At 36.2% G+C, this 22,933-nt stretch carries 24 protein-coding genes and 1 pseudogene; 15 read left to right on the forward strand and 10 right to left on the reverse strand.

Annotated features, from left to right (window positions below):
• Positions 1-404: 404 nt before the first annotated feature.
• Positions 405-611: a DUF1657 domain-containing protein gene (locus ACSU6B_RS10330; protein WP_410884946.1), complete on the forward strand. Its 207-nt coding sequence runs from the start codon at positions 405-407 to the stop codon at positions 609-611.
• Positions 612-826: 215 nt separating this feature from the next.
• On the opposite strand, the gene ACSU6B_RS10335 is transcribed toward ACSU6B_RS10330, so the two are convergent.
• Positions 827-1,402: a dihydrofolate reductase family protein gene (locus ACSU6B_RS10335; protein ID WP_410884948.1), complete on the reverse strand. Its 576-nt coding sequence runs from the start codon at positions 1,400-1,402 to the stop codon at positions 827-829.
• A gap of 334 nt (positions 1,403-1,736) precedes the next feature.
• On the opposite strand from ACSU6B_RS10335, the gene ACSU6B_RS10340 reads away from it, so the two are divergent.
• The 5 genes from ACSU6B_RS10340 (at position 1,737) to ACSU6B_RS10360 (ending at position 5,888) form a co-directional block, all read left to right on the forward strand.
• Positions 1,737-3,092: a TrkH family potassium uptake protein gene (locus ACSU6B_RS10340; RefSeq protein ID WP_410884950.1), complete on the forward strand. Its 1,356-nt coding sequence runs from the start codon at positions 1,737-1,739 to the stop codon at positions 3,090-3,092.
• A 241-nt stretch (positions 3,093-3,333) separates the two neighbouring features.
• Positions 3,334-4,122, forward strand: coding sequence for an alpha/beta fold hydrolase (locus ACSU6B_RS10345; protein WP_410884952.1), 789 nt, complete (start codon positions 3,334-3,336; stop codon positions 4,120-4,122).
• Between the two features lie 2 nt (positions 4,123-4,124).
• Positions 4,125-4,619, forward strand: coding sequence for an undecaprenyl-diphosphatase (locus ACSU6B_RS10350; protein WP_410884954.1), 495 nt, complete (start codon positions 4,125-4,127; stop codon positions 4,617-4,619).
• A gap of 402 nt (positions 4,620-5,021) precedes the next feature.
• The gene (locus tag ACSU6B_RS10355) at positions 5,022-5,411 is read left to right on the forward strand and encodes a YmaF family protein (RefSeq protein WP_410884956.1); all 390 of its coding nucleotides are present in this window, start codon (positions 5,022-5,024) and stop codon (positions 5,409-5,411) included.
• A gap of 210 nt (positions 5,412-5,621) precedes the next feature.
• A complete protein-coding gene (locus ACSU6B_RS10360) occupies positions 5,622-5,888 on the forward strand; it encodes a hypothetical protein (protein ID WP_410884958.1) in 267 nt (88 codons plus the stop codon).
• Between the two features lie 82 nt (positions 5,889-5,970).
• Here ACSU6B_RS10360 and ACSU6B_RS10365 read toward each other — a convergent pair whose 3' ends face one another.
• The 7 genes from ACSU6B_RS10365 to ACSU6B_RS10395 all read right to left on the reverse strand — a co-directional run bounded on the left by ACSU6B_RS10365 (position 5,971) and on the right by ACSU6B_RS10395 (position 14,172).
• On the reverse strand, positions 5,971-7,908 hold the full coding sequence (locus tag ACSU6B_RS10365; RefSeq protein ID WP_410885175.1) for a beta-propeller fold lactonase family protein: 1,938 nt from the start codon (positions 7,906-7,908) through the stop codon (positions 5,971-5,973).
• Positions 7,909-7,968: 60 nt separating this feature from the next.
• The gene (locus ACSU6B_RS10370) at positions 7,969-10,071 is read right to left on the reverse strand and encodes a hypothetical protein (protein ID WP_410884960.1); all 2,103 of its coding nucleotides are present in this window, start codon (positions 10,069-10,071) and stop codon (positions 7,969-7,971) included.
• A gap of 119 nt (positions 10,072-10,190) precedes the next feature.
• Positions 10,191-10,721 (reverse strand): hypothetical protein, encoded by a 531-nt coding sequence (locus tag ACSU6B_RS10375; protein WP_410884962.1) that lies wholly within the window; start codon positions 10,719-10,721, stop codon positions 10,191-10,193.
• Positions 10,722-11,335: 614 nt separating this feature from the next.
• Entirely contained in the window at positions 11,336-12,073 is a 738-nt protein-coding gene (locus tag ACSU6B_RS10380; protein WP_410884964.1) for a hypothetical protein, read from the reverse strand.
• A gap of 171 nt (positions 12,074-12,244) precedes the next feature.
• Positions 12,245-13,033 (reverse strand): ABC transporter permease, encoded by a 789-nt coding sequence (locus tag ACSU6B_RS10385; RefSeq protein ID WP_410884966.1) that lies wholly within the window; start codon positions 13,031-13,033, stop codon positions 12,245-12,247.
• A 3-nt stretch (positions 13,034-13,036) separates the two neighbouring features.
• On the reverse strand, positions 13,037-13,936 hold the full coding sequence (locus ACSU6B_RS10390) for an ABC transporter ATP-binding protein (RefSeq protein ID WP_410884968.1): 900 nt from the start codon (positions 13,934-13,936) through the stop codon (positions 13,037-13,039).
• Positions 13,933-14,172, reverse strand: coding sequence for a PLD nuclease N-terminal domain-containing protein (locus ACSU6B_RS10395; RefSeq protein WP_410885177.1), 240 nt, complete (start codon positions 14,170-14,172; stop codon positions 13,933-13,935). Before ACSU6B_RS10395 ends, ACSU6B_RS10390 begins: the two co-directional genes overlap by 4 nt.
• Positions 14,173-14,296: 124 nt before the next feature.
• On the opposite strand from ACSU6B_RS10395, the gene ACSU6B_RS10400 reads away from it, so the two are divergent.
• Positions 14,297-14,836, forward strand: coding sequence for a transcriptional regulator (locus ACSU6B_RS10400; protein ID WP_410884970.1), 540 nt, complete (start codon positions 14,297-14,299; stop codon positions 14,834-14,836).
• Positions 14,837-15,149: 313 nt separating this feature from the next.
• Positions 15,150-15,659: a DoxX family membrane protein gene (locus ACSU6B_RS10405; RefSeq protein WP_410884972.1), complete on the forward strand. Its 510-nt coding sequence runs from the start codon at positions 15,150-15,152 to the stop codon at positions 15,657-15,659.
• A 335-nt stretch (positions 15,660-15,994) separates the two neighbouring features.
• Here ACSU6B_RS10405 and ACSU6B_RS10410 read toward each other — a convergent pair whose 3' ends face one another.
• Positions 15,995-16,117 (reverse strand): YjcZ family sporulation protein, encoded by a 123-nt coding sequence (locus tag ACSU6B_RS10410; protein ID WP_410884974.1) that lies wholly within the window; start codon positions 16,115-16,117, stop codon positions 15,995-15,997.
• A gap of 327 nt (positions 16,118-16,444) precedes the next feature.
• Here ACSU6B_RS10410 and ACSU6B_RS10415 point away from each other — a divergent pair, with 327 nt between their 5' ends.
• Positions 16,445-17,059 (forward strand): DUF47 domain-containing protein, encoded by a 615-nt coding sequence (locus tag ACSU6B_RS10415; protein ID WP_410884976.1) that lies wholly within the window; start codon positions 16,445-16,447, stop codon positions 17,057-17,059.
• 96 nt (positions 17,060-17,155) lie between these two features.
• Here ACSU6B_RS10415 and ACSU6B_RS10420 read toward each other — a convergent pair whose 3' ends face one another.
• Positions 17,156-18,400: a LysM peptidoglycan-binding domain-containing protein gene (locus tag ACSU6B_RS10420; protein WP_410884978.1), complete on the reverse strand. Its 1,245-nt coding sequence runs from the start codon at positions 18,398-18,400 to the stop codon at positions 17,156-17,158.
• Between the two features lie 295 nt (positions 18,401-18,695).
• Between ACSU6B_RS10420 and ACSU6B_RS10425 the strand changes: the two genes are divergently transcribed.
• From ACSU6B_RS10425 to ACSU6B_RS10450, 6 genes and pseudogenes are all read left to right on the forward strand, one after another.
• The gene (locus tag ACSU6B_RS10425) at positions 18,696-19,124 is read left to right on the forward strand and encodes a hypothetical protein (protein WP_410884980.1); all 429 of its coding nucleotides are present in this window, start codon (positions 18,696-18,698) and stop codon (positions 19,122-19,124) included.
• Between the two features lie 81 nt (positions 19,125-19,205).
• Positions 19,206-19,430: a hypothetical protein gene (locus ACSU6B_RS10430; protein ID WP_215004801.1), complete on the forward strand. Its 225-nt coding sequence runs from the start codon at positions 19,206-19,208 to the stop codon at positions 19,428-19,430.
• 239 nt (positions 19,431-19,669) lie between these two features.
• Positions 19,670-19,879, forward strand: coding sequence for a hypothetical protein (locus ACSU6B_RS10435; RefSeq protein WP_410884982.1), 210 nt, complete (start codon positions 19,670-19,672; stop codon positions 19,877-19,879).
• 371 nt (positions 19,880-20,250) lie between these two features.
• Positions 20,251-22,005 (forward strand): alkaline phosphatase D family protein, encoded by a 1,755-nt coding sequence (locus ACSU6B_RS10440; protein ID WP_410884984.1) that lies wholly within the window; start codon positions 20,251-20,253, stop codon positions 22,003-22,005.
• A gap of 265 nt (positions 22,006-22,270) precedes the next feature.
• Positions 22,271-22,780 carry a CBO0543 family protein gene (locus ACSU6B_RS10445; protein WP_410884986.1) on the forward strand — a complete coding sequence of 170 codons (510 nt, stop codon included), beginning with the start codon at positions 22,271-22,273 and terminating at the stop codon, positions 22,778-22,780.
• Between the two features lie 4 nt (positions 22,781-22,784).
• Positions 22,785-22,895: pseudogene (locus tag ACSU6B_RS10450) on the forward strand (cupin domain-containing protein); the annotation flags it as partial.
• Positions 22,896-22,933: the final 38 nt, after the last annotated feature.

Consider the following 22,933-nt stretch of genomic DNA (forward strand, 5'->3'; position numbering starts at 1 on the left):
GAATTCCGCTGCTTATCAGATCTATTTCGCCATCCAGTAGATTCATTCAATGGTTTACTGTCCACTTTTCATAGTTTACTGTCGACTTTCTTCACTTTACTGCCCACTTTGCAATTTTACTGTCCCCTTCTATCTACTTACTGTCCACTTTCCCCTGTTTACTGTCCACTCCCACAATTTCAACCTCAAACTACCCAAAAATCCAGTCGCTAGACTGGATCAGGTTATTTTTATTCCTACTTATTCCATTGGACCAACCTAAATTCAGGATCTAAAACCATTAAGTTACCTTCTGACGCTTTTTTCTATTCAAGCAGAGTAAATTTCAAATTTATGAGCATTTTAAGTAAGTCGAGTAGACAAAAATATTCGCATACTACATCAATGAAAAGAGGGTTTAAAAAATGACAGTTGGAAAAGATGTTCAAACCGCTTTAGCAAGTTTAAAAGGTGCACAAGCAAGCTTTGAAACTTTTGCTTTAGCAACCGATAACCAGAATGCAAAACAGCTTTATCAACAAGCCGCACAACAAACAAAATCCGTGCTTGAAAGCCTTGAACCTCGTCTTCAAGAAATTCAAGGGGAAGAACCTCAGTACAATCAGCAATAAAGTGTAAGCATCTTTATCAAAAATGATAAGATATCCCAGATACATTTTCTGGCGGTCGGAATATGATGTTATATAAAAAATTCTTGTCCATTTTCCAAAACCATCCTTTCTAGGATGGTTTTGTTTTTTAGAACACCATTTATTCTGTTACATATGTTTTTAGCTAAAGTACATCAAAAAAAATCACACCCGAAAGATGAATTAGTTATTAATTTTCACTTTGGATTCTCATTAAGATGATAACATAATTGAACAACACCTGAAGGAAACCTTTTTGTTTCAACCAGTTTTAAATTCACCCGCTTCTTTATGTCAATAAACAAGGGTTTTCCTTCTCCCAAAATAATAGGGTGAACAGATAATCTAAATTCATCAACAAGTCCTAGATTTAAAAAGGTTGTAATAAGACTTGCCCCACCATAAAGCCAAATATCTTTTCCAGGCTTATTCTTTAATTTAATTACTTCTTCCACAATATTTTCATTTATAAATTTTACGTTATTTTCAGACTCTTTTTGTGTTTTGGAAAATACATATTTCTCTTTACTATGTACCAATTCCCAAATTTCTTTTTCTGTATCAGAAACTTCAATATCAGGGGTATACTGACCCCATAAATCATAACTTTTTCTTCCATATAAAATAGTATCAATATGATTTAAGAAATTATTGAAGTCCATATCGGGGTCCATAATGCACCAGTCTACTTCCCCTTTTGGACCTTCAATAAATCCATCTAAAGTAACTGCCAGATCTAAAAGTATTCTTCTTGGTCTTTCGATATTAAACACGTTTTTTCCTCCTTATAGTCAGACAACATAAATTATATCCACAAATTTATGTAAAATCTCTTCTAATTTATCAGCCTTATTTTCCAGTTTAGATTACTAAAGTACTTCAACAAACCTGCCCCGTTTGCCATCCATGAAGTGCAAAAATCGGCACTTCACCACAGAGAATGAAAATGGTCTCGTCAATTAAGTCAATACCAAAAAAACTGGGTCTAATTTCATATTGCCCAAAACTTCCCGTAGCCATTTTTACTTTAGGAATAGTTGAGGAAGTAATGATAAAGGAATATTATTAAGTGATAAATTCCAATCAAATTGAGGTAAGGAGTAAATTATGCCGTTTTCCAAAAACGTTAGAAGACCTAAACTAATAAAACTACACCCTGCTCATATTCTTATTCTTGGTTTTACGGGGTTAATCTTTCTGGGAACGTGTTTATTAATGATTCCCGGTGCTACTAAAGACAGGCATCATCTCAGCTTAATTGATGCCCTATTTGAATCGACTTCAGCAATCTGTGTAACAGGATTAGCCGTTGTTGATACTGGCACTACATTTACTTTGTTTGGACAAATCGTTTTGCTGTTCCTTATTCAAGTAGGTGGCTGGGGATTTATGACAAGTGGAATACTGATGTTTATTATCCTTGGGAAAAGAATCGGCTTTAAACAAAGATTGTTGTTACAAGATTCATTAAACACTTTTACATTGGGAGGTGTCATCAAATTAGTTCAGCGTGTCATTATCATTACTTTAATTGTTGAAACACTTGGAGCTGTAGTTTTGTCCATTCGATGGGCACAGGAAATGAGTGTTGGAAAGGCAATATACTATGGTATATTCCATTCCATTTCTGCCTTTAATAATGCAGGATTTGGACTTGAAGCAGATAGTTTAAGCAAGTGGGTTGGTGACCCAACTGTAAATATTGTCATTACTTCGTTATTTATGTTGGGTGGTATTGGTTTTTTTGTGGTCTCAGATGTATTTCAAAAGAAGAATTTGAGAAGGTTTTCTCTTCACACTAAACTAGCTTTATTCTTTACTTTATTGATTAATGTTGTCAGTACACTAATCATTTTTGGTTTAGAATATAACAATCCTGCTACCTTAGGAAGTTTGGGAACAGCAGACAAATGGTGGGCTGCTTATTTTCAGGGAGTTGTCCCCCGTACAGCAGGCTTTAATACAATCGATATAAGTCAAATGACTCTAAGTTCTCTTGTGTATATGATGGGATTAATGTTTATCGGAGCATCTTCTGGTTCAACAGGTGGTGGAATCAAAGTTACAACGTTTGCTTTATTGCTTTTCGCTCTTTGGTCAGTAATAACCAACAAGGAAGATATCAATATATTTAAACGTAGAGTACCAACCTCACTTGTATTTCGAGCTTTATCAATTGCTGTTTCTGGAGTTCTTTTTATTTTCGTTATCTTCTTTTTACTGACGATAACTGAAAAAGGAGCTGATATGTCCAAGTTAGCATTTGAAACAGTCTCCGCCTTTGGAACTGTAGGATTGAGTGCTGGATTTACTACGGAGTTGAGCCCTTTAGGAAGAATTCTGATTACAATAATGATGTTTATTGGAAGGGTTGGTCCATTGACGATGGCTTTTGCACTAGCAATTCATTCAAACAAAAAGGCTAATTTCCGTTATGCAGAAGAAAAAATACTGATTGGATAAATCATAATGTTAAAGAGCATAATTTATGCTCTTTTTTTTAACGATTGAGCAGGGTTTTCTTAAGTATTGTCATTAGTACTAGATACCTGTGGTATTCGTGCCCTCTCTACCGGTGGGCAGTTAAATGGGAATTTGAGTTGTAAAAAAGCTGGGAAGACCAAGCCTTTTTTGTATGATTCAACAAAATGAACCCAATAATAAATGAAAGCAAATCAAGGTATTAATAATTTGAGGTGATATAATGCCAATCCTCGATGTTGATGAGAGTACCCTTTACTACACTATTAAAGGTAAAGGAATTCCAATCATATTTATTCATCCACCTGTTCTAACTTCTATGAATTTCATATACCAGTTAGAAGAACTATCTCGTATTTTTCAGGTTATCACCTTTGATATACGAGGACATGGAAGGAGTCCCTTTTCAAGAAAACCTGTTACCTATCCATTAATCGTTGAGGATATAAAAAAACTATTGGACCATCTGGATATAAAGCAAGCCTTTTTATGCGGATATTCAACAGGGGCATCTATCCTATTGGAATTTTTGTTATCAACATCAAAAGGGCGTGCTTTAGGTGGAATCATTATTAGTGGAATGTCTGAGGTAAGTGACTGGCGTCTAAAAAACAGAATACGCCTTGCTAAAAACCTTGCAAGGATTGGGGCATTGCCTGCATTAGCTCGGTCAATATCCAATAGCAATTCAAATACAAAAGAGTTGTTCGACAAGATGTTACTAGAAGCTAAAAAAGGTGATGCTAGAAACATCTTGCAATACTATGATTACAGTTTGAACTATAACATTTCCGATCAACTAGAGAACATTACAATGCCAATTTCCCTCATTTATGGCGGAAGAGATAAAACATTTTATCGTTATGCACAACTACTACATACGAAACTACCTCAAAATGAAATAACCTTTGTTGAAGGCATTAAACATCAGGTCCCAACAAAAGCAGCAAGTGAATTGAATCAAGTTATTTATCGTTTTATCCAAAATTTTCCAGTAAACAGAGGTGAATAAGCTTGGATGTTAAACTATTTCGTTTAATAAATTTGCTTTCCGGGCGTCATTTATTAATAGATAAATTAATGATACTTATTTCCAAAAAGATGAAATTTGTTTTCTTCATTATTTTAGTGATTTTGTTTTTTAAAAAAAGGAATGTAACTATTGAAGCAGTCGTGTCTATCATGATTTCGTTATTCATGCATTTTATAATTAAGTTATTTTATTTTAAGCCCCGTCCATTTATAGAAGGGAGAGTAGGGATACTTACCCCTTCTAAATTCGATTCGACCTTTCCAAGTAAACATACACTACTAACTTTCGCCGTTTCAACAATAGTCCTCTTTAATCAACGCATTCTTGGATCTATTATGTTGGGGTTTTCTTTTTTAACGGGATTGTCACGAATCTGGATAGGACATCATTATCCATCTGATATTGCAGGAAGTGCTGTATTAGGCTCTTTTACAAGTGCAATTATTCATAAATTATTTCAAAGAAAATGGCAATGAAAACTCTTAAGAAATTTCACTGCCTTCATTCCTTGGTTTACTGTCCGCTTTCTTCACTTTACTGTCCACTTTTGATTTTTACTGTCCACTTCTATCTACTTACTGTCCACTTTCCCCTATTTACTGTCCACTCCCTCATTTCCACCTCAAACTACCCAAAAGGCCAGTCGATAGACTGGCTCTGGTAACTTTTACTCCTACTTATTCCATTGGACCAGCCTAAATTCAATACCTAAAACCATTAAGTTACCTTTTTTAATAAAACCCCTAGTCAAGTCAATTTTAATGGAAAGGAAGAGCCTACTCTGGGTTCTTTCTTTCATATGTTTATTTCGAAAAAGGACATGAATGATTTAGTTTTTTCATAAATTGTAAAAGCGATTTAGAAAAGGGGGAAAAGATATGGAAATTCCGGTTACTGGGTTTATCATTCATTCAAGTGATTCAGATATGGATACTGAGCATTCTCACCAATTATATCTGACGTCTTGGAACGGCACACCTATTCATAGACATCATTTTTCAGGAGTGACCTCTTTTATGGGAGGGCATGACCATAGATATACAGGGGCAACAGAACCTGCCGCTACTGATGTACAACATACTCATAATTACTTTACCGTGACTTCGTTGGATGATGGCCATAAACATGAAATCCGAGGCACAACGGGTCCTGCTATTCCCTTACCTGGTGGAGTTGGACATTATCATAATTTTCACGGAGAGACGACAGTTGACGGAGTCCATCCTCATTCACATAAATATAGTGGTACAACTAGCCCTAGCGCCTAGGGAAGTTTCACCCCATTAAAAAGCCGATTTCCTGATGGTTAAGGAATCGGCTTTATTTTGGCTTCTTAACTGAGGCACCCGAAAGCTTAATAGGGGTACGACTCCCACTCATTTCTCTATTAATTTTCCACGATCCGTTTCACCCATGTTAAAACACACATAGACTAATGATGACTTTACAAATTATTTATCTAAGGAGATGACTGTATTTTGTATAACCCTTACCAATACAATCCTTATCACATTAGTCAACAGCAGCAGTATAGCCCACACCATTATAAACACACCGTATTAAGAAACATTGAACCTCTTGTTCAATATGGATTACATGAAGCCCAGCACACTTCTTTTCCTCATGCCTTACGAGAAGTTGCGGCTATTACGTACCTTATGGGTATGGGATATGAACCTGCTGTAGCCCGCAAGATCGTTGAGTCTTGGGAAATCAACGAGGCATTTTACCCAGGGCAGATATAATTCCTACCCTTTCAAAAGGGTAATGAAGCACCGTTTACACGGTGCTTTCTGTAAATTTACTTGTCTATTTTTTGATTACCCTCTATTCTATAGAACGTACATATTCGGCTATTTTTAAAATTTCACCGTCTGTAAACGCAGGCTTTCCTTCATATCGAATTCGCTTAATAACCTCTTCAATCGTATTAGCACTGCCATCATGCAAATAAGGTGCACTTGCCCATACCCCTCTTAATGTTGGAACATCAAAATGAAGAGGATCTCTTGGGTTTGTAAAACCTTGTCTAGCATTACCTTTAGATGGTCTATCTAACGGATTAGTAGTACCAATATCATGCAAATAATTAGTATTGCTCGTTGTCAAATGACCGTTTTTATCAATGGCCTTTACGCTATCTGTAAATTGAGTCCCTGCATGACATGCAATACAGCCTGCTTTCCCTTCAAACAATTTTCTTCCATCCTCTGCTGTAGAGGTTAGGCTTCCATCCTTAGTACGATAAGGACTTTTTGGGACTGGGAATGAATCTGGATCATCGAGATAGGCAAACATCGCATCATACATATGCCGGGCATCTTCAGGGAGTGGTTTTCCCGGATCAAATTCTGTCATGCCACCCATTTCACCCTGCACAGTCAATAGATAATCCGTAAAATCATCACGACTGCCATCCCACATAAATAATCCGGTTTTTGTCGTTAAAACATTGCTTGGAACATCTCTTGGTCCTTTTGGAGTCTTTAAAGTAAGTCCATTTATTTCACCATCAGCATGACAAGAAATACAACTCATCCAATTATTCCCTGTAATTCCTGTCGCAAACTCCTCGCTATTGGCACTATAAAAAATCGTTTTCCCTTCTCTTACTAGTGGGGACAGAGGATCTTTTGATATCAACTCAAGATTCTCACCTTTCATTTTTGCACGAGCGTATGGACTGTCTCCTCCTGTAGAAATCTTGGCAAGATCATGACTCATAGCGTTGTGAACATAAACGGTTTCGCCATCTGGTGAAATCACGGCACCTCTTGGATTATTTCCTTCTATTCTTCTTAAAATCTGTGTTGCATTACCACCACGTTTTAAATCGAAGACAACGAGATCTTCACTTCCAGACATGACAACATATGCTTTGTTACCGTTTGGATGAAAGACGACATCATAAGGATTTGAGGTAATGATTGTGTCATTCTTTTTATCTGTGATATTTATTTCTTCAAACAATTCTTTCCGTTCATCAATCAACTCTTCATCAGTCGATAAATCAATGACAGAGATGGCTGGAAAAATCGTTTCTTGAAAGTGAATAGGTGTATCAACATTTGTTAACAAGTGCGGAATCCAAGCTTTTTTTCCATCGGGATCAATCACAAATTGTTCTAATGAATTTGGAATCCCTTGGCTTTTTTTGCGATCGTGATTATCTGGTGAATCGGCAAGGGAAATTACTTTACTTATTTTTTCAGTTTCGGTATTAATCACACTAATTTTCGCATCTAAATAATGCGGAACATATAACTTATGCCCATCTGCCGTAATCGCTAATGTTCTAGGTCGATCGCCGACTTTAATCTCAGACTCAATCTTTTTATTAGTTAGATCGATTACTGATAATGTACTAGATCGATAGTTTGCAACATACAGCTTTTTGCCGTCCTGACTTGTTACAACACCATATGGTTCAATTCCGACATCAAGAGAATCAACCACTTTTTCTTTTTCAATTGATATGATGTCAATTTTATTGTCATACCTACAGGAAACATACAAACTATTTTCATCTGGTGAAAGGGTTAGTTGTACCGGGGATTTTCCAACTGGTATTTCAGCTGTCACCTTTTTTGTTTGACTGTCAACAATGGTAACTGTATTTACATCAATATTGGCTGTATAAATGGTATTACCCGCCTTATTCATAACAATATTGTTGCTGTTAACAGCATAGTCCCGGACAACTCCTGGCTCTTTCTCTTTTATAACTGCGTTTATTCCATCCTTACAACCAACTAACGCCCCCATCAATAGGAGCGTTAACCAGAAAAGGGCAATTTTCTTCACGATTACCTACCCTCTTTATCTTTATTTTTTTACTTCAACAGGTACAAGAACAGGTGCAATGCCGTATTTACCATGACCCGCTTGAGTTTGTGGAACTTGATCTCCATCTGTGTTTCCAGACTCATCACCATCAATGTAAAAATCACCCGTATCCCAGAATTCACTTGCCTGCATTCCTTGTTTAAGATCTGGACCATCTATCACAGTTTTATAAAAATCAACATATCGTGAAATAATGGTTTCCACTTCCAATGCTTCTGGCTGTTTTTCATCACCTTCCATATTGCTTAAGTTATTAATCGCAACACGTAAGACAGCAGATACTCCACCTGCAGTAAAGGCATCATATTTCATTTCGCCTTTCACAGTTTCATAGGCTTTTGCCTCATTATCCCAAAGCGTTTCATCCATTGCTTGATAAACGGTACGAGCAGCATTACGATATTTTTCATCTTTTGTTGCAAGATATGCTGCTGTTAAGCCGCGAACGGCACCAAGTTGTGCATTTAATGTTGTTTCCTCATCTGCACCTTTACCGAATGTATAGCCTTTTGCAACTAAGCCTGAATCTGTCATCAGTTTATCAATGATAAAATCTGCTTGTTTTGTGATGAGTTCAATTGCTCGTTTTCCTTCAGCTGTATTTAATCCTTCAGCGTCTTCTGAATTGGCATATCCAACTGGAAGACCATCAATTGCACGCTGGAAAATACGGAGTGATTCAATTGTATAACCTGCATTAAACGTGTCTACATAATTTCCTTGCTCTTTACCATTATGTTCAACTACAAATGCACCTTCTTTTTCATTAAAGTGCATGGCATCAATGTTTTTAAACACATGAAGCAGTACGTCACGGTTAACAGAGTATGGATCGTTTACAGTCACATCGTTTCCTGCATTGTTATCAAGATTTACTTTTGGTGCAGCAGGATAAGGATCACTATCAAAAAGTGCTCGGAATGATGGTGCAACATTTTTATTTTCCGGACGCTGATCTGTCGTGCCTAAGAATTCAGATGAAGGCCAAAGCATTAACCATTGATCTGTTAAAATACTGCGCGCATCTGTTACTTCTAGTGACTCGGCATTAGGAACGTCTGTATTTCCGTCTTCTTTTACTTGGATTGTATGAGGTAAATAAACATAGCCTTTTGATGGATCATACTGACTTCCAACACTTGCTGGAAGTAATCTCTTATCATTTGCCTTGTAAAATAAGTGATCACGAACGTAATTTAATTTGTTCCAAATTTCCTCTACTAGGATGGCTCCCTGCATACCATCTGCTGAGCTGACACCGATGGCAACGTTATCATTATGATCATCAGTAGGTGTTTCACCTTCCAATTCTTCATCACCGTCTACAGTATGAAACCCACCCATAAAATCTCCGGCCCAAAGAGCTTGTTTTAAGAATGCCCCCCCATATGCTGCTGGATTTAATACTTTATCCATTTTATTACGATCCCATCGAAGTGACTTAAAGTTCACTTGAAATTGAGGAACGTATGTTTTTTCTTCTCCTGAAGCATAGTTAGAAGTATCTACTTCTTGAATATAATGAGGATCACCTTTTGCATATTCAATAAAGGTAGGAAACATATTCCTATGAATCTCTTCACGAGGATAGCCAACTGCATCAGCTAATTTATAGAAACGCTCTCCTAATAATTCATCTGATTCTTTCCCCTGCTTTTTAGCTAATTCCTTGACAACTGGACCATTAATTAAATGTAGCCCTAACCCTGATTTTTCTACAACTTCATACATTGCTTCCTCTGAATATTCATACGATTCAATTCCTGCTGTATAATCAAACTTTGTGGGCGAATCTAATTTTTTTGGATCAAGAACATCCAAATCAAGTCCTAGTCCCTCTACTAAGGGTTCTCCTGAAAGTTCAAATTCTGCATAGGCGAACATGTTACCTGCTGTATCAAACGTATAATCTGTCACAGGTACTGTTACAGAAGCGTTTGTCACGTCCTTACTTACTTGTTGCTTTTGTTCTGATGTTTTTTCTTCTTTAGCAACTTTCTTATCGCTCGTACATCCAGCAATTAGTAATAAAGTGGATGCAAGTGCAATAGATGACATCACTTTCCATGGCTTGTTTTGCATAATAATATCCTTTCAACATAATAATTTTATCTATCATCATAATAAAATAAAAAATAAATTGAATAATAGCTAATAAACGACTAATTTTTAAACTAATCTAAAGAAAATCTTCATATTAATTAAGAAATATTCTTAATAAGCCTTTTTGGTATAACAGGCTCTTCTAACTTTTTGTTCTTAAAAGAAAGCTTTTGATCTATTCCAAAATATCGGTCTAAACTGAAAACATAACTACGTTGTATAAAAAATATAATTGCAAATGCGCTTGTATAAAGGGTCAGACTTATTAAATTCATATTTCCTGAAAGAATAAAATTCACATGCATAAAAAGACAAATAAAAACAGAAGGAATAATCATAATTCCAACGATTAAACATATTCCCAAAATAATCTGCACAATAGGAATTGTATAATTGAAGAAAATAACATGATCTAATGCTATATGTTCAATGAAATACTTATAGAATTCTGGAACATTCGGTTTTTCTACTGCTGTTAATAAATACTGTTCGATAAAAACACCAGGTTCACTAAACCAGTGTTTTTCACTAATCTTCGTTACACCTGCTAATAGCCATCCTACACCAAAAAGAATACGCATTACAGTTACCAATACTTGCAAGACCACTTTATTAATTAATGTACTCATTATTATCACCTCCTACGAATCTATTAAGAATATTCCATAACGAAAATGATAATGATTATCATTTTCGTTTATGATTTTATACCTAAATGATAATCATTGTCAATCAAAATTGAGTGAAAATTAAAAAATATATGCTATAATGAAAAATTTAATAGTTTAAAATAGAGTAGTATACATATTAATTGTAAGAATAAGGAGAAAAAATGGATCGATTTAAAAACGTTTTAATTATTTCTTTTTTATTAGCAAATATTATCGGACTTTGTGTTTGGATTTTTTCTATATTGAAATAGAAAAATCCCTTTATTAACAGCCTTCTTGAAAAGTTAATTTCTTAATGGAGTAACCTTATTCCACTACCCTGAACCGTTATCTGAACAAGAAAAAAAGGCTGCCAAAAAGACAACCATATCTTGAACTCAAGCACCCGTTACCACTTGTCTCCAATGAACTGAGCGACGGGTTTCACTTATAATGTATTGATAATAAATATTCCCCTTTATATACTTCTTCTACTTTTTGTCATAACTTTGTCGTTGGAGAAAATTATTTAGACAAAATTCTGGATTCCGACCCCCTAATAAGTGATGAAATACCTAAATCTTAAGCAGAATTTAAACTCCAATTTCTACTTTATAAGAATACGATTCTTTGATTAGCTGTTCCCACTGGTAATATAGGTCTTTAGCTGTCTGATAGTCATCGAAGTCCGCTTTTAAATCTTCCTGTAATTTCTCTTTTAAATTGCGGCATGATTCCTCCCATTCCTCTAAACTTTTTATATCAAAAAGTTTTGAAAACCTTGGTTTCATACTTTCCCAATTAGAATAAATGGTATTACACCATTCCAACAATTCTTCACGGTATTGTAGTTCTTCGTCTAAATCCACACGTTTATCTGTATCAACCTCAATCTCCTCTTGGTAAGCAGCCCTTTCCAATAATTCCTCATGGTATGGCTTTTCGTCTTCCCATTCCAAACGTTGATCAAAATCGACTTCAATCTCTTCTCGATAAGCATTCGTTTCCAATAATTCCTCATGAAATTGTTGTTCGTCTTCCAATTCCAAACGTTGATCAGAATCGACTTCAATTTCTTCTTGATACGCATTCGTTTCTTTAAAAAGCTGTTCCCACTGTTCATAAAGACTTTTAGCTGTCAGATAGTCATCAAAGTCCACGTTTAAATCTGCTTGTAATTTCTCTTTTAATTGACGGCATGATCCTTCCCATTCCTCTAACCTTTCCATATCAAAGAGCTTGGTAACCTTTGGTTTCATACTTTCCCAATTAGAATAAATGGTATTACACCATTCCAACAAATCATCGCGGTATTGTTTTTGTTCTTCCATTTTGAAACATTCCCCTCACCAAGGTTATTTATTTTTTCTTATCCTGATTATAAGGACCACAAATTTATACTATGTTCCACGATTGTCCTAGGTTTAGACATTCACCCATAGGTAAATAACAACATGACGTCATAAAACGGAGAGGTTTCAAGATGGTATTAATCACAGTTTTTATTCATGATTAAATTTTTTATTGGCAATCCAATAATTCGTTACCCAGAGTGTCAGCAAAATACAAGCAATTGTTAGTAGTACATTGACTATTTCGTTTAAATTTACCGAACCTGTGATTAGAGATTCCATTGCATGTTTACTCATGCTGGCTGGATTTACATAATCAATTGCTGGATTCAAACCGACGATAATTCTGCAACCTAAAAGGTAAACAATTGAAATTAGTGCGATAATACCTTGACTGTGAAAAATAGTACTAATCATCGTCGTAAAAGATACGATATAAAGAACCCATACAAGATAAAACATTAGTGCAGCAATCATGTCTAAAAATGGAACATCTTCGAAAAGATAATTTACGTAAAGAAAAGATGAAAGGTATCCAATCGTTACACTAAAAGCTACTATCAAATAATTTGATACAATTTTTCCACCGATATATGAAATAACAGTAACAGGTCGAGTTAAGATAAAGGCCAACATACCATTTGATTTATCTGTTTGAATTATCCCCATCATTGAGATAACAATAATCATAATCCCAAGCTGATCAAATTGGGACCCTAACGTGGTGGCTAGTACTTTTCCTCCTTTTTGAACTGCCACACTTGGATCAATTGTAATGCCAGTCCCTCCTCCTAACGATTCCAAAATGGATGGCAAGTAATAAGTTACAATTGGTTGAGTTATTCCTAAAAAGAGAAAGACAATCGGTAGCCAAATAACTTTAAAATCACGTACCATTTGAACAAATTCTTTTTTTGTTAGTACAGTAAAATTATTCATTTTTCACACCACCAATTTTAAAAATATTTCTTCTAAAGTATCATTATTGATTTCAAATTTTACGATGTCCACGTCGTGAGAGAGTGCATTCATCAGGAGCATATTTTTGTTTTTTTGGATGTTTTCAACTTTTATTTGGACTTTATTCCCTATGACCTCGACTTCCTTCACATAAGGTAATTTTTTTATCATGCCAATCCATTTCTGATCCTTCGATATGATTTCTAAATTTAATTTATTTTCGTTATTTCGGTTCAACAGTTCAGTGATTGTTGTATCTTCTATTTTTGTTCCATTTTTTATGATTACAAATCGTTCACATATTTCTTCTGCATCGCCTAATATATGGGTTGATAATAAAATAGTAGTATCTTTTTTTATTTCCTCGATCAGGTTTAACACTTCTCTTCGCCCAATTGGATCTAATGCAGATACTGGCTCATCCATGACAATAAGTGAAGGCTTATGTAATAGTGCTTGTGCGATACCAAGTCTCTGTTTCATTCCACCAGAAAATGTGCCGACTTTTGAGTTTTCTTCACCTTCTAGTCCGACTTTTGCCAAAATTTCAGGGATCCCGTTTGTTAATTCTTCTTTTAGCATTCCAGAAAGTTGACCCATAAACGTAAGCGTTTCTTTCGCTGTCATCCAATGAAAAAAGTTAGGGTACTGTGGCAGGTAACCAATTTCCCTTTTCATTTTCGATATTTTTTTCCCATTCAACAAAACTTCACCAGAGTCTGAATTGATAATATCTGAAATCACTTTTATTAATGTGGACTTTCCTGCCCCATTCGGACCGATTAATCCGACACATTCTCCTGAATTCAGTTCCATCGAAAAATTATTGACAGCCATTTTTCCTTTAAATTTTTTCGTAACATTTTTGATTTCTAATTTCATATTCTCTCACTATCCTTTCTCCCTATGGTGAAGTACAGAATAGGTCCAAGTGTATTGGCAAATAGAATAATTAGCACCCATGAGAGCATATTTTTTCTTGTCTTTCTATGGCGGTATAAATCAATTAATGCAATTAAATTTAAGATCGTACTTACTACAATAACTGGCATTATTATAGGTAGAAGAGCCATAAAATCAATATCCTTTAGGTCATCCAGACCATATTGCAGCTTCATTTCCATCGTTCCCTTCAATCTCATTCTCATTCTTAATAATGATAACCTAGTCGCAGGTGTGTTGCAATAGCCATTCTCATTATTTATAATGAGATTAAAATTGAACAATAAATGAGGTGAAATTGTGAGTAACAAAATTGAAGTTATCATGCATCCAGTAAGAATGAAAATTTGCCAAGCATTAATGAGAAATAAAGAAACTGGACTAACACCATTAGAAATGGTAAAAATCATTAAAGATGTGCCTCAATCAAGTCTATATAGGCATATACAAACCATGGTGGATTCCGGTGTCATCCACGTTATTAATGAAAAAAAGGTGAAATCTGTTTCCGAAAAATATTATGCTTTAAATGAAGAAGAGGCAAGAATTGACGTAGAGGAATGGAAAAAGGCTTCTAACGAGGAAAAATTAACCTATTTTTCCTATTATCAATTATTACTTATGACTCAATATCAAGATTATCTTAAGAAATTAGGAGAACAAAACTGCCAGGAGGACCTTGCTGCTTTTTCTGTAGTTGAATTAAAGATTGATGAGGAACACTTTATACAATTTCAAAACGAATTAAACGATTTATTGACTAAATACTACAATACTACGAGCAAGAAAACAGAGTCTCCGGTTCGAACAATTGCTTTTACAATTATTCCAGATGCTTAACAGACTAGAAAAAGAGAGTCTTAATTTACCTCAATGGCTTGGAGTATTCTCCGAGTCATTATTTATGCAAAAAAAAACCTTCTCCAATGTGGGAAGGTTTCAATTAGGAGCTGATCATTCAGCTTCTGTTAACCTAGAATACATTTGTTCTTTAACTAACTTGCTTCGTAAGTAGATGAAGGAAATAGGGATATTGGTCTATCTAACCCCAAAAAACTTAGTACTTTACACTCGTTGACTAAAATACCTGTTTAAACGATAATGATAATCGTTATCAATGATAAGAATTATCAATTATTTAGGGGGTTTTATTATGTTTATTACATTTTTAAAGGAAAACCGTTTGGTCTCACTGCTGCTTACTTTACTTCGACTCTATCTTGGTTGGCAGTGGTTAAATGCTGGTTGGGGGAAAATCTCTAGTGGAAAATTTGATGCAAGCGGCTTTTTGAATGGAGCAGTAAAAAGTATGTCTGGTGAACACCCTGCAGTTCAACCTTGGTGGGGAAATTTTTTAAAAGAGGTAGCATTACCATATGTCGATCTTTTTAATGTAATCGTTCCTTGGGGTGAATTTTTAGTAGGTCTCGGATTAATTTTAGGTATGTTCACCTCATTTTCTATACTAATGGGGCTTACTATGAACTTTGCTTATATGTTCTCTGGAACAACCAGTACAAATCCACAAATGGCTTTACTTGGGATGTTTATTCTAGTTGCTGGACTAAATGCGGGAAAAATTGGTTTGGATCGATGGTCCATACCTTTTTTAAAAAGATTATTTTTAAAAAAGGCAGAGAAAGAATTTCCCCAAAGTGCTTAAAAGGAAGACAAAATCAGCGATTTGCCTAAAAATACAAGAAACGTCTGCTTTATAAGCAAACGTTCTTTGGAGGTCAAACTTTATAAATATTTGGGTTGGGTGTAGTAATAATATATGTACAAGATATTAAAACTGAATAGGCAAGCGCTGAGCTAAATGAAAAAAAGTTCTCCAAAATCAGGCTTAACTCATTGGTTATTCGCATGGAAGGCTGCATAAGCTAGTGTGTAGCCGAAACCCCATTACCAATCCATGGACCATACACCTTGGTGAGTTATCGTTTCAACCAAAAAAGCCCTTATTGGGCTTTTTTAGTTAAGAATAATTGTTTCTTCTTAGAAACAGATTACTGCTCCTACGATGATTAACAAGATAAACAATACAACAATTAAAGCAAAGCCGCCGCCATAGCCGAAACCGCCGTAGCCACAACCACCAAAACCACCATAACCAAACATATTATAGCCCTCCTTTAGGATTATTCCTTACAATTTATGTTAAGAGCTTAAGAATGGGAAGGGCTTTTTCACTAGGTCTTTTACGAGACAACTACATTCCCTATGACGAAACCCGCCATATGTAGCGAATAGCTAATTTCTTTAATATCTTAATAAATAAAAAAAAACATTCGGCCATTTTTTGTCGAGTAGATATAGGACGTAAGCCGTTACTTTTGTCCAATGGTTGCATTTATTATAGTAATTGCTTTTAAAAGCACTTTGATAAAGGTTTTATAACCATTTTGTTAGGCAATTACACTAATTGGACCATGTGGAGGTTAATTAATGGCAAAAAAGAATGACAAGTTCTTTAATCATTTAAATAGCAAATCTTTAAATTTAAAAAGAAGTGTGAATTATTTTGCTGAATACAAATTAAAAAATATTAGTGATCTTAAAATTTTTACTGAAAAGATGAAAGAATTTGAATCAAACGGGGATACCATGGTTCATGAGCTTATTAGAGATCTAAATAATGCTTTCATCACTCCAATTGAGCGTGAAGATATTTTAGCTCTTTCATTAACCATGGATGATATTTTGGACGGTTTATACCATACAGCTGCACTATTTGAAATGTACTCTATTATGGAAATGGACTATTATATGATTAAATTTGTCGATGAGATCAAAAATTGTGCAACGGAAATTGATGCAGCGATTGAACTGCTTTCAACAAAGAAATTGCTTCTTATAAGAGAACATGCAATCAAAATTAAAGAAATCGAGTCTAATTGCGACAACATTCTGCGGGCATCCATTAAACATTTGTTTACCTCTGAGAAAGACCCTATCCAAATTATTAAATATAAACAAATCTATGAAGGCCTAGAAGAAATCGCTGACTCCTGTAAAGCAGTGGCTAATACGTTTGAAACAATTATTATGAGGAATGCATAACACTCTTCATCCTCCAGAAAGTATTTTGTTCCTCCATATTGCACTATATCCCAAGAAAAAAAGCCTCAAACCTGAGGCTAATTTTTTTTGTACGATTTATTGTAAAGATAGTAAAGTCATTTGTTGACCCCTTTTTCCTTCGAGTGTTAGGGTTACTTTTTCCCCTTGAAGTTCAAATAATTCATTTAACATGCTGCCTGATACTTTGGCAGCATACGTGATCCCATTTGATGTGATAAACCGAAACGTTCCTTGAGGGTCCACCCCTCCTATATATGCTGTAACTTTTATTTGATTCGTGGCCGCTGCTGTTGTGGCAGGGATTTTGATTTCTTGGCCAATTTTCAACTTTGCTGAGTCTATGGTTGGATTTAGTTCTTGAATCGATGAGACCGAGATATTTAAGGCTTTACTGATTTTTGTAAAATTGTCACCGGGCTTAATCACATACACTGATGTACTTGGTTCTGTTGTTGCTGGCAGGTTAGTAGTTAAATAGGTTTCACTCACATACGCTGCTTTGCCTTTGAAATTAATCTGAGCCCAACCATTTATAGATGAATTGACAGAAACGCGATAGTTTAATCGTAACGTACCAATTACAGCACTGCTCGTAGAGGCAGCTTCTCTCACTCTCAAGGAAGTGGCCGTTACATACATGGGTTTGGCTTGAGTGATCGCTGGTTCCGTCGTTTCTTCTGGTGCGGTAAGATAATTGGCACTCACAAAACAAACTCTTCCTTTGATCAGAATGCCAGCCCAGCCGTTTTCTATGAAGGAGACCTTCACTACATCCCCTTGTATATATTCTCCGATGACACGGCTTTCCGTCGTCGGGTGTGACCGAACATTTAGAGTGGTGGCGGTAACCGTTCTGTTATGTACTTTCGGTAAAAGAATTTTTTTACCGTTAATGGAAGTTCGGCCATTGGCCTCTACTATTTCTTGTACTGTTACTCCATGCGCTGCAGCAATCTCTTCGATTTTTTCACCGCTTTTTACCTGATATGTATATTCCTGAATAAAGGCTGCATTTGATGTGCTTGCAAAAAAGCTAAGGACGACGGTAAAAATACCCGTCACGACAAGTTTTTTTACTGGGCTAGTTTGTATCCATTGGTTCACCTGTGACACATATGTATTCCAATTGGCACGAATATCTTGTAGGAATCCTTTGACATCTAATACATTTCGAATATCAAAATAATGGACGCGTTGATCATATTCGCGTTTTTCCATCCTTGAAGTGAACTCTGGGACAGGGTTGGTTTGCTTGCTTTTTCCGTGGGTTTCTTTCCTGATTCGTGTCAATTCACCATTTTCAAATAATTCGTTCGTCATAATAACTTGTTCTCCTATTTCCTGTTTAGGGTCATCCATTTGTTGTCATTTATGATAAATGGACGATTATGTATTTTTTATAAGGCAGACGATCAAGTTTAACACTAAATGCGGCCCATGACCATTTACCTCCCCTATGTATATTTCGACATTTTCCATCATTTTCTGTCCCAATTTTCATTGGTTTTTCAGAAATATACGAAAATACTGCACACTGACTACATCACTATGACAAATTTTTCAAAGGCATTCCCCTATCTATTTGCATACGTATATAAAGAAGGAGTGAAATACAGTGAATGCTCAAACAGAAAATACAAAAGAATCCAAGGAAAATAGTAATTCTGACAAGGAGGAACTGATTTCACAACTTGAAAAACAAGTTTCCGTTGCTGTCTGGATTCAATTTATTGGTCAAATCATGGAGGCGTATTATTTATCTAAGATTATGTTGGTTGATGAGGAAATGCGATCGGATGCCAATGAAAGACAAATATTACTGGGAGCATGGATTCAAACCATGGGCCAATTTTTAGAAAGTATTGGTGTTACAAAACAAGTTTTAACGGATAAGGAATCGCTCTTGTTGGAAGCTCAAGAAATCACCAATTTGGGAGATTGGTTACAATCCTTAGGGCTTGTATTAGAAGCAAACGCAGGTACGCAAATTATTCTGGAGGAAAAAAAGAAAGAATTGAAACCGACCGAGGAGTTCTTGCCATAACTGTTATTTATTTATTGAAGTTTGAAGAATTACATTGTTACATGGCTAAGCAACTACATTGAAAAAAGGAATGGGTTGGAAATGAATCAATCGAGTATGCTCTTGTTTAATGAAAATGATAAAAGACGGATATTTCTGCGGCCTCATGCCTTTTATCACCATTTTTACTATGGGGGACCACATTTCGGCACCCCTTTCTGGGGAGGGTTTACGGGTGGAATGATGGGCGGCTACCATTTATCCCCATATGGTTACAGCTCCCCTTATTATGGATATGGTTATCCTGGCTATTATCCTTATTATTAGTTTAATGTCTTTTTTAACTGCCATGTGCAAGAAATTATAGTTGAAGATTGGGGTTGCTGCTGCAACTCCTTTTCTAATTCCACTAACTGCTGTTAGTTTATTAAGATATCTTCCATCTGTTTAATTGAGTGCCAGCTCATGTTATAATGAGTAACTTAGGATAATTACTACATTTACTTAGAATTGAACGGATGCTAAGAAAAGCCTCCGCCTAGCGATAAAATATGAGGTGTAAGAGAATGAATAAACGATGGACGATTGGTAAAATTAAAGAATTTGTTGAGAACCATTCGGAAAGCAAGTTGCTTTCTACGGAATACCAAGGTTTTTCGCAAAAGTTACTATTTACATGTGCATGTGGCAACAACTTTGAAAAAACATTTACGAAATTTAAAAATAATAACCAACGTAAATGTGACGTGTGCCAACCTCCAAAAGCGACACGATAACGCATAGCGAATAAACGAAGTGCCAATTTCTATTAAAGAGAAGTTGGCACTTCGTTTATTTTATAGGGGGAATGAAAGTGGATTTCACCTAAGTTTTCTAATCTTCGAACGGAATGATCGTTTGTAAGTTTTTTATTAAGATAATATTTAAAAAAACGGTATGAAAAGACTACTTAAAATGGATATTAATTGCCGTTGATTGGAAAAAATATAAATTTTATCCCTTTTTAAATCGAAGGTCCTATTCTAAACTAACTGTCTATCGACTACCGGACTATTTTTCTATTTACAATCTTCATATTCAATTAATAAATCCCCTTTATAATCAAAGCCGTGATAAAGAAATGTAATCTGAGAGGGGAATATGAAGCATGACAAATGAGAGATCTTTGGACGAATTAATTAGGAAGTTTAATGAACAAAATTTGAAAAAGAATGTAGACCGCCGCAGCTTTCTTCATGGAGCCGGCAAGATTGCGGGGCTGTCCCTAGGGTTGGCTATTGCTCAATCAATGGGAGGATTTAAAGTAGATGCTGCTCCGAATTTCAGCGAATACCCGTTCACTCTTGGTGTTGCTTCTGGCGATCCGCAATCAGACAGTGTCGTTTTATGGACAAGGTTAGCTCCGGATCCGTTAAATGGCGGAGGAATGCCCTCTCATATCGTTCCCGTCAATTGGGAGCTTGCAACAGATGAAAACTTCCGCAGCGTGATCAACCGAGGAACAGAACATGCTTCACCTACCCTCGCCCATTCTGTCCATGTAGAAGTGAGCGGCCTGAAGGCGAATACGGTTTATTATTACCGTTTCAAGACTGGAAATGAACTAAGCCCGGTTGGAAAAACAAAAACCCTTCCGGCAGCAGGTGCCAGTGTAGCAAGTATGACGTTCGCATTCGCTTCCTGTCAGCAGTATGAACATGGGTATTATACTGCGTACAAGCATATGGCGAAAGAGGATCTCGATCTTGTGTTCCACGTTGGCGATTACATATATGAATATGGTACGAACGAGTATCTTTCGCCCACAGGCAATGTCCGTGCCCACAAAGGCGATGAAATTATCGCGCTTGAAGATTACCGCACTCGTCATGCCCAATATCGTTCAGATGAACATCTAAAGGCTGCACACGCTGCATTCCCGTGGGTTGTTACATGGGATGACCATGAAGTGGAAAACAACTACGCAAATGTCATTCCAGAAAAAGGCCAGTCTGTTGAAGAGTTTATTAAGCGCCGGGCCGCTGCTTACCAGGCTTATTACGAGCATATGCCGCTTCGCAGGTCGTCATTGCCTCACGATGGGGGCATGCAATTATACAGGGATTTCACGTATGGTGATTTGGCGAACTTCTTTGTTCTTGATACACGCCAGTACCGTGATGACCAGGCGAATGGTGATGGAACGAAAGCTCATACACCGGAATCCTTGGATCCAAAGCGCACTCTGCTTGGAACAGAACAAGAAAAATGGCTGCTTGGCAATCTAGGAAACTCGAAATCTCATTGGAACGTCCTCGCCCAGCAGATTTTCTTTGCGCAGCGCAAATCCGGAAGCAGCACGGCTCCAAAATTCAGCATGGATTCATGGGATGGCTATCCGGCCGCACGAGAGCGCATTACGGATTTCGTTGCTGGGCATAACATCAACAACGTGATCGTTATTACTGGAGATGTCCATGCAAGCTGGGCTTCTAACCTGACAAAGGATTACAACAATCCAGACGCTCCGATTTTTGGAGCAGAGTTTGTGGGTACATCGATTACTACAGGAGGAAACGGATCGGATTGGCGTGCAGACACAGCCAAATCTTTAGCGGACAACCCGCACATCAAATTCTTTAATAATTACCGCGGTTACGTTCGCTGCCAGGTCACTCCGCAACAATGGCGGGCAGATTACCGTGTCGTTCCATTCGTTACTGAGCCGGGAGCAGATATTTCAACAAGAGCGTCATTTGTTTATGAGAAAGACCAGAAAGGGATAAAGGAAATAGCAGCCACCACGGTGCCTATGGGTATCCAAATGTCTGCAGAAGTGGAAGAAGACCGCCACAAAGCCCAAGCACGAGCGCATGAAATCCAAATGGAGAAAAAGCGCAAACGCGAAGCTGTTCCTAATTAAATAAGATAATACCTGTAGAACTGCAGGCATTTCATACGAAGGATACAAAATAGAATGATCTATTATGTATCCTTTTTATTTTGAGGCATAATATCGTAGTTATTCTTAGAGTCCACGGATTCAAACTCTGAAATAAGAAATTTTTACGGTATAGATTCAAAGATAGTAAAAGAATGGGGTTTTTATTGCACCTGTCAGTTGAAGAGGAAATAGTAATAATTTTAAGCTTTTTGGTAAATTTTAAAATAAAAACTGTTGAAATTGGGTGTTCCTATTGCGTGTTGTTCTGTCCCTAACTCTGGTACTTTGCTGCTGGAAATTTGGAGATATAAAAAATTGGAGAAAATATTACCCCACTATTTTATACCTGATTGTAAATAATTTATTATATAGCTTCTTTATTAACGGAAAATATTTTCTATGGAAGCTGGAACCTGATTTTTTATTAAACCATACCTTTTCAGTATTAGTTCTAACTTTCATCAATTTTCCATGTGTTGTCATACTATTTTTGTCCTATTTACCTAAAAACCGGAAGAATCAAATAATGTATTTACTAATATCAGGAGTAATTCTTGTTTGTATCGAAGGTATAATGTTTATTGGTGAAAAAATCACCTATCATAACGGGTGGAACTTCTGGTGGTCAATCGCCTTTAATTTCATGTGGATTATTATGTTGAGATTTCATTACCTTAATCCGATTCCAGCTTGGTTGGTTTCTTTTTTAATTACAGCTTTTTTTGTCATTTATTTTCATGTTCCGTTGCCTTAACACAATCTATTGTATATCTGGTTCTGCAACAGTATCCATACTGAAGCCATTTACAAAACAGATACTCAATTACACGATTACTCCTGGACAGGCGGCGAACGTTCCTCACAACTATAACTGGGACGAAGACCGCTTCGAATCTTGAAGGGGTCT

Origin of the sequence: Neobacillus sp. C211, from assembly GCF_051842875.1 — a bacterium.
Lineage (GTDB): Bacteria > Bacillota > Bacilli > Bacillales > Cytobacillaceae > Neobacillus.

What these genes read in the sequence shown, in the direction of transcription:
- ACSU6B_RS10330 (WP_410884946.1), top strand. Translation starts at nt 405, where the DNA reads ATGACAGTTGGAAAAGATGTTCAAACCGCTTTAGCAAGTTTAAAAGGT.
- ACSU6B_RS10340 (WP_410884950.1), top strand. Translation starts at nt 1,737, where the DNA reads ATGCCGTTTTCCAAAAACGTTAGAAGACCTAAACTAATAAAACTACAC.
- ACSU6B_RS10345 (WP_410884952.1), top strand. Translation starts at nt 3,334, where the DNA reads ATGCCAATCCTCGATGTTGATGAGAGTACCCTTTACTACACTATTAAA.
- ACSU6B_RS10355 (WP_410884956.1), top strand. Translation starts at nt 5,022, where the DNA reads ATGGAAATTCCGGTTACTGGGTTTATCATTCATTCAAGTGATTCAGAT.
- ACSU6B_RS10365 (WP_410885175.1), bottom strand. Translation starts at nt 7,908, where the DNA reads ATGGGGGCGTTAGTTGGTTGTAAGGATGGAATAAACGCAGTTATAAAA.
- ACSU6B_RS10370 (WP_410884960.1), bottom strand. Translation starts at nt 10,071, where the DNA reads ATGCAAAACAAGCCATGGAAAGTGATGTCATCTATTGCACTTGCATCC.
- ACSU6B_RS10375 (WP_410884962.1), bottom strand. Translation starts at nt 10,721, where the DNA reads ATGAGTACATTAATTAATAAAGTGGTCTTGCAAGTATTGGTAACTGTA.
- ACSU6B_RS10380 (WP_410884964.1), bottom strand. Translation starts at nt 12,073, where the DNA reads ATGGAAGAACAAAAACAATACCGCGATGATTTGTTGGAATGGTGTAAT.
- ACSU6B_RS10385 (WP_410884966.1), bottom strand. Translation starts at nt 13,033, where the DNA reads ATGAATAATTTTACTGTACTAACAAAAAAAGAATTTGTTCAAATGGTA.
- ACSU6B_RS10390 (WP_410884968.1), bottom strand. Translation starts at nt 13,936, where the DNA reads ATGAAATTAGAAATCAAAAATGTTACGAAAAAATTTAAAGGAAAAATG.
- ACSU6B_RS10395 (WP_410885177.1), bottom strand. Translation starts at nt 14,172, where the DNA reads ATGAAGCTGCAATATGGTCTGGATGACCTAAAGGATATTGATTTTATG.
- ACSU6B_RS10405 (WP_410884972.1), top strand. Translation starts at nt 15,150, where the DNA reads ATGTTTATTACATTTTTAAAGGAAAACCGTTTGGTCTCACTGCTGCTT.
- ACSU6B_RS10410 (WP_410884974.1), bottom strand. Translation starts at nt 16,117, where the DNA reads ATGTTTGGTTATGGTGGTTTTGGTGGTTGTGGCTACGGCGGTTTCGGC.
- ACSU6B_RS10415 (WP_410884976.1), top strand. Translation starts at nt 16,445, where the DNA reads ATGGCAAAAAAGAATGACAAGTTCTTTAATCATTTAAATAGCAAATCT.
- ACSU6B_RS10420 (WP_410884978.1), bottom strand. Translation starts at nt 18,400, where the DNA reads ATGACGAACGAATTATTTGAAAATGGTGAATTGACACGAATCAGGAAA.
- ACSU6B_RS10430 (WP_215004801.1), top strand. Translation starts at nt 19,206, where the DNA reads ATGAATCAATCGAGTATGCTCTTGTTTAATGAAAATGATAAAAGACGG.
- ACSU6B_RS10435 (WP_410884982.1), top strand. Translation starts at nt 19,670, where the DNA reads ATGAATAAACGATGGACGATTGGTAAAATTAAAGAATTTGTTGAGAAC.
- ACSU6B_RS10440 (WP_410884984.1), top strand. Translation starts at nt 20,251, where the DNA reads ATGACAAATGAGAGATCTTTGGACGAATTAATTAGGAAGTTTAATGAA.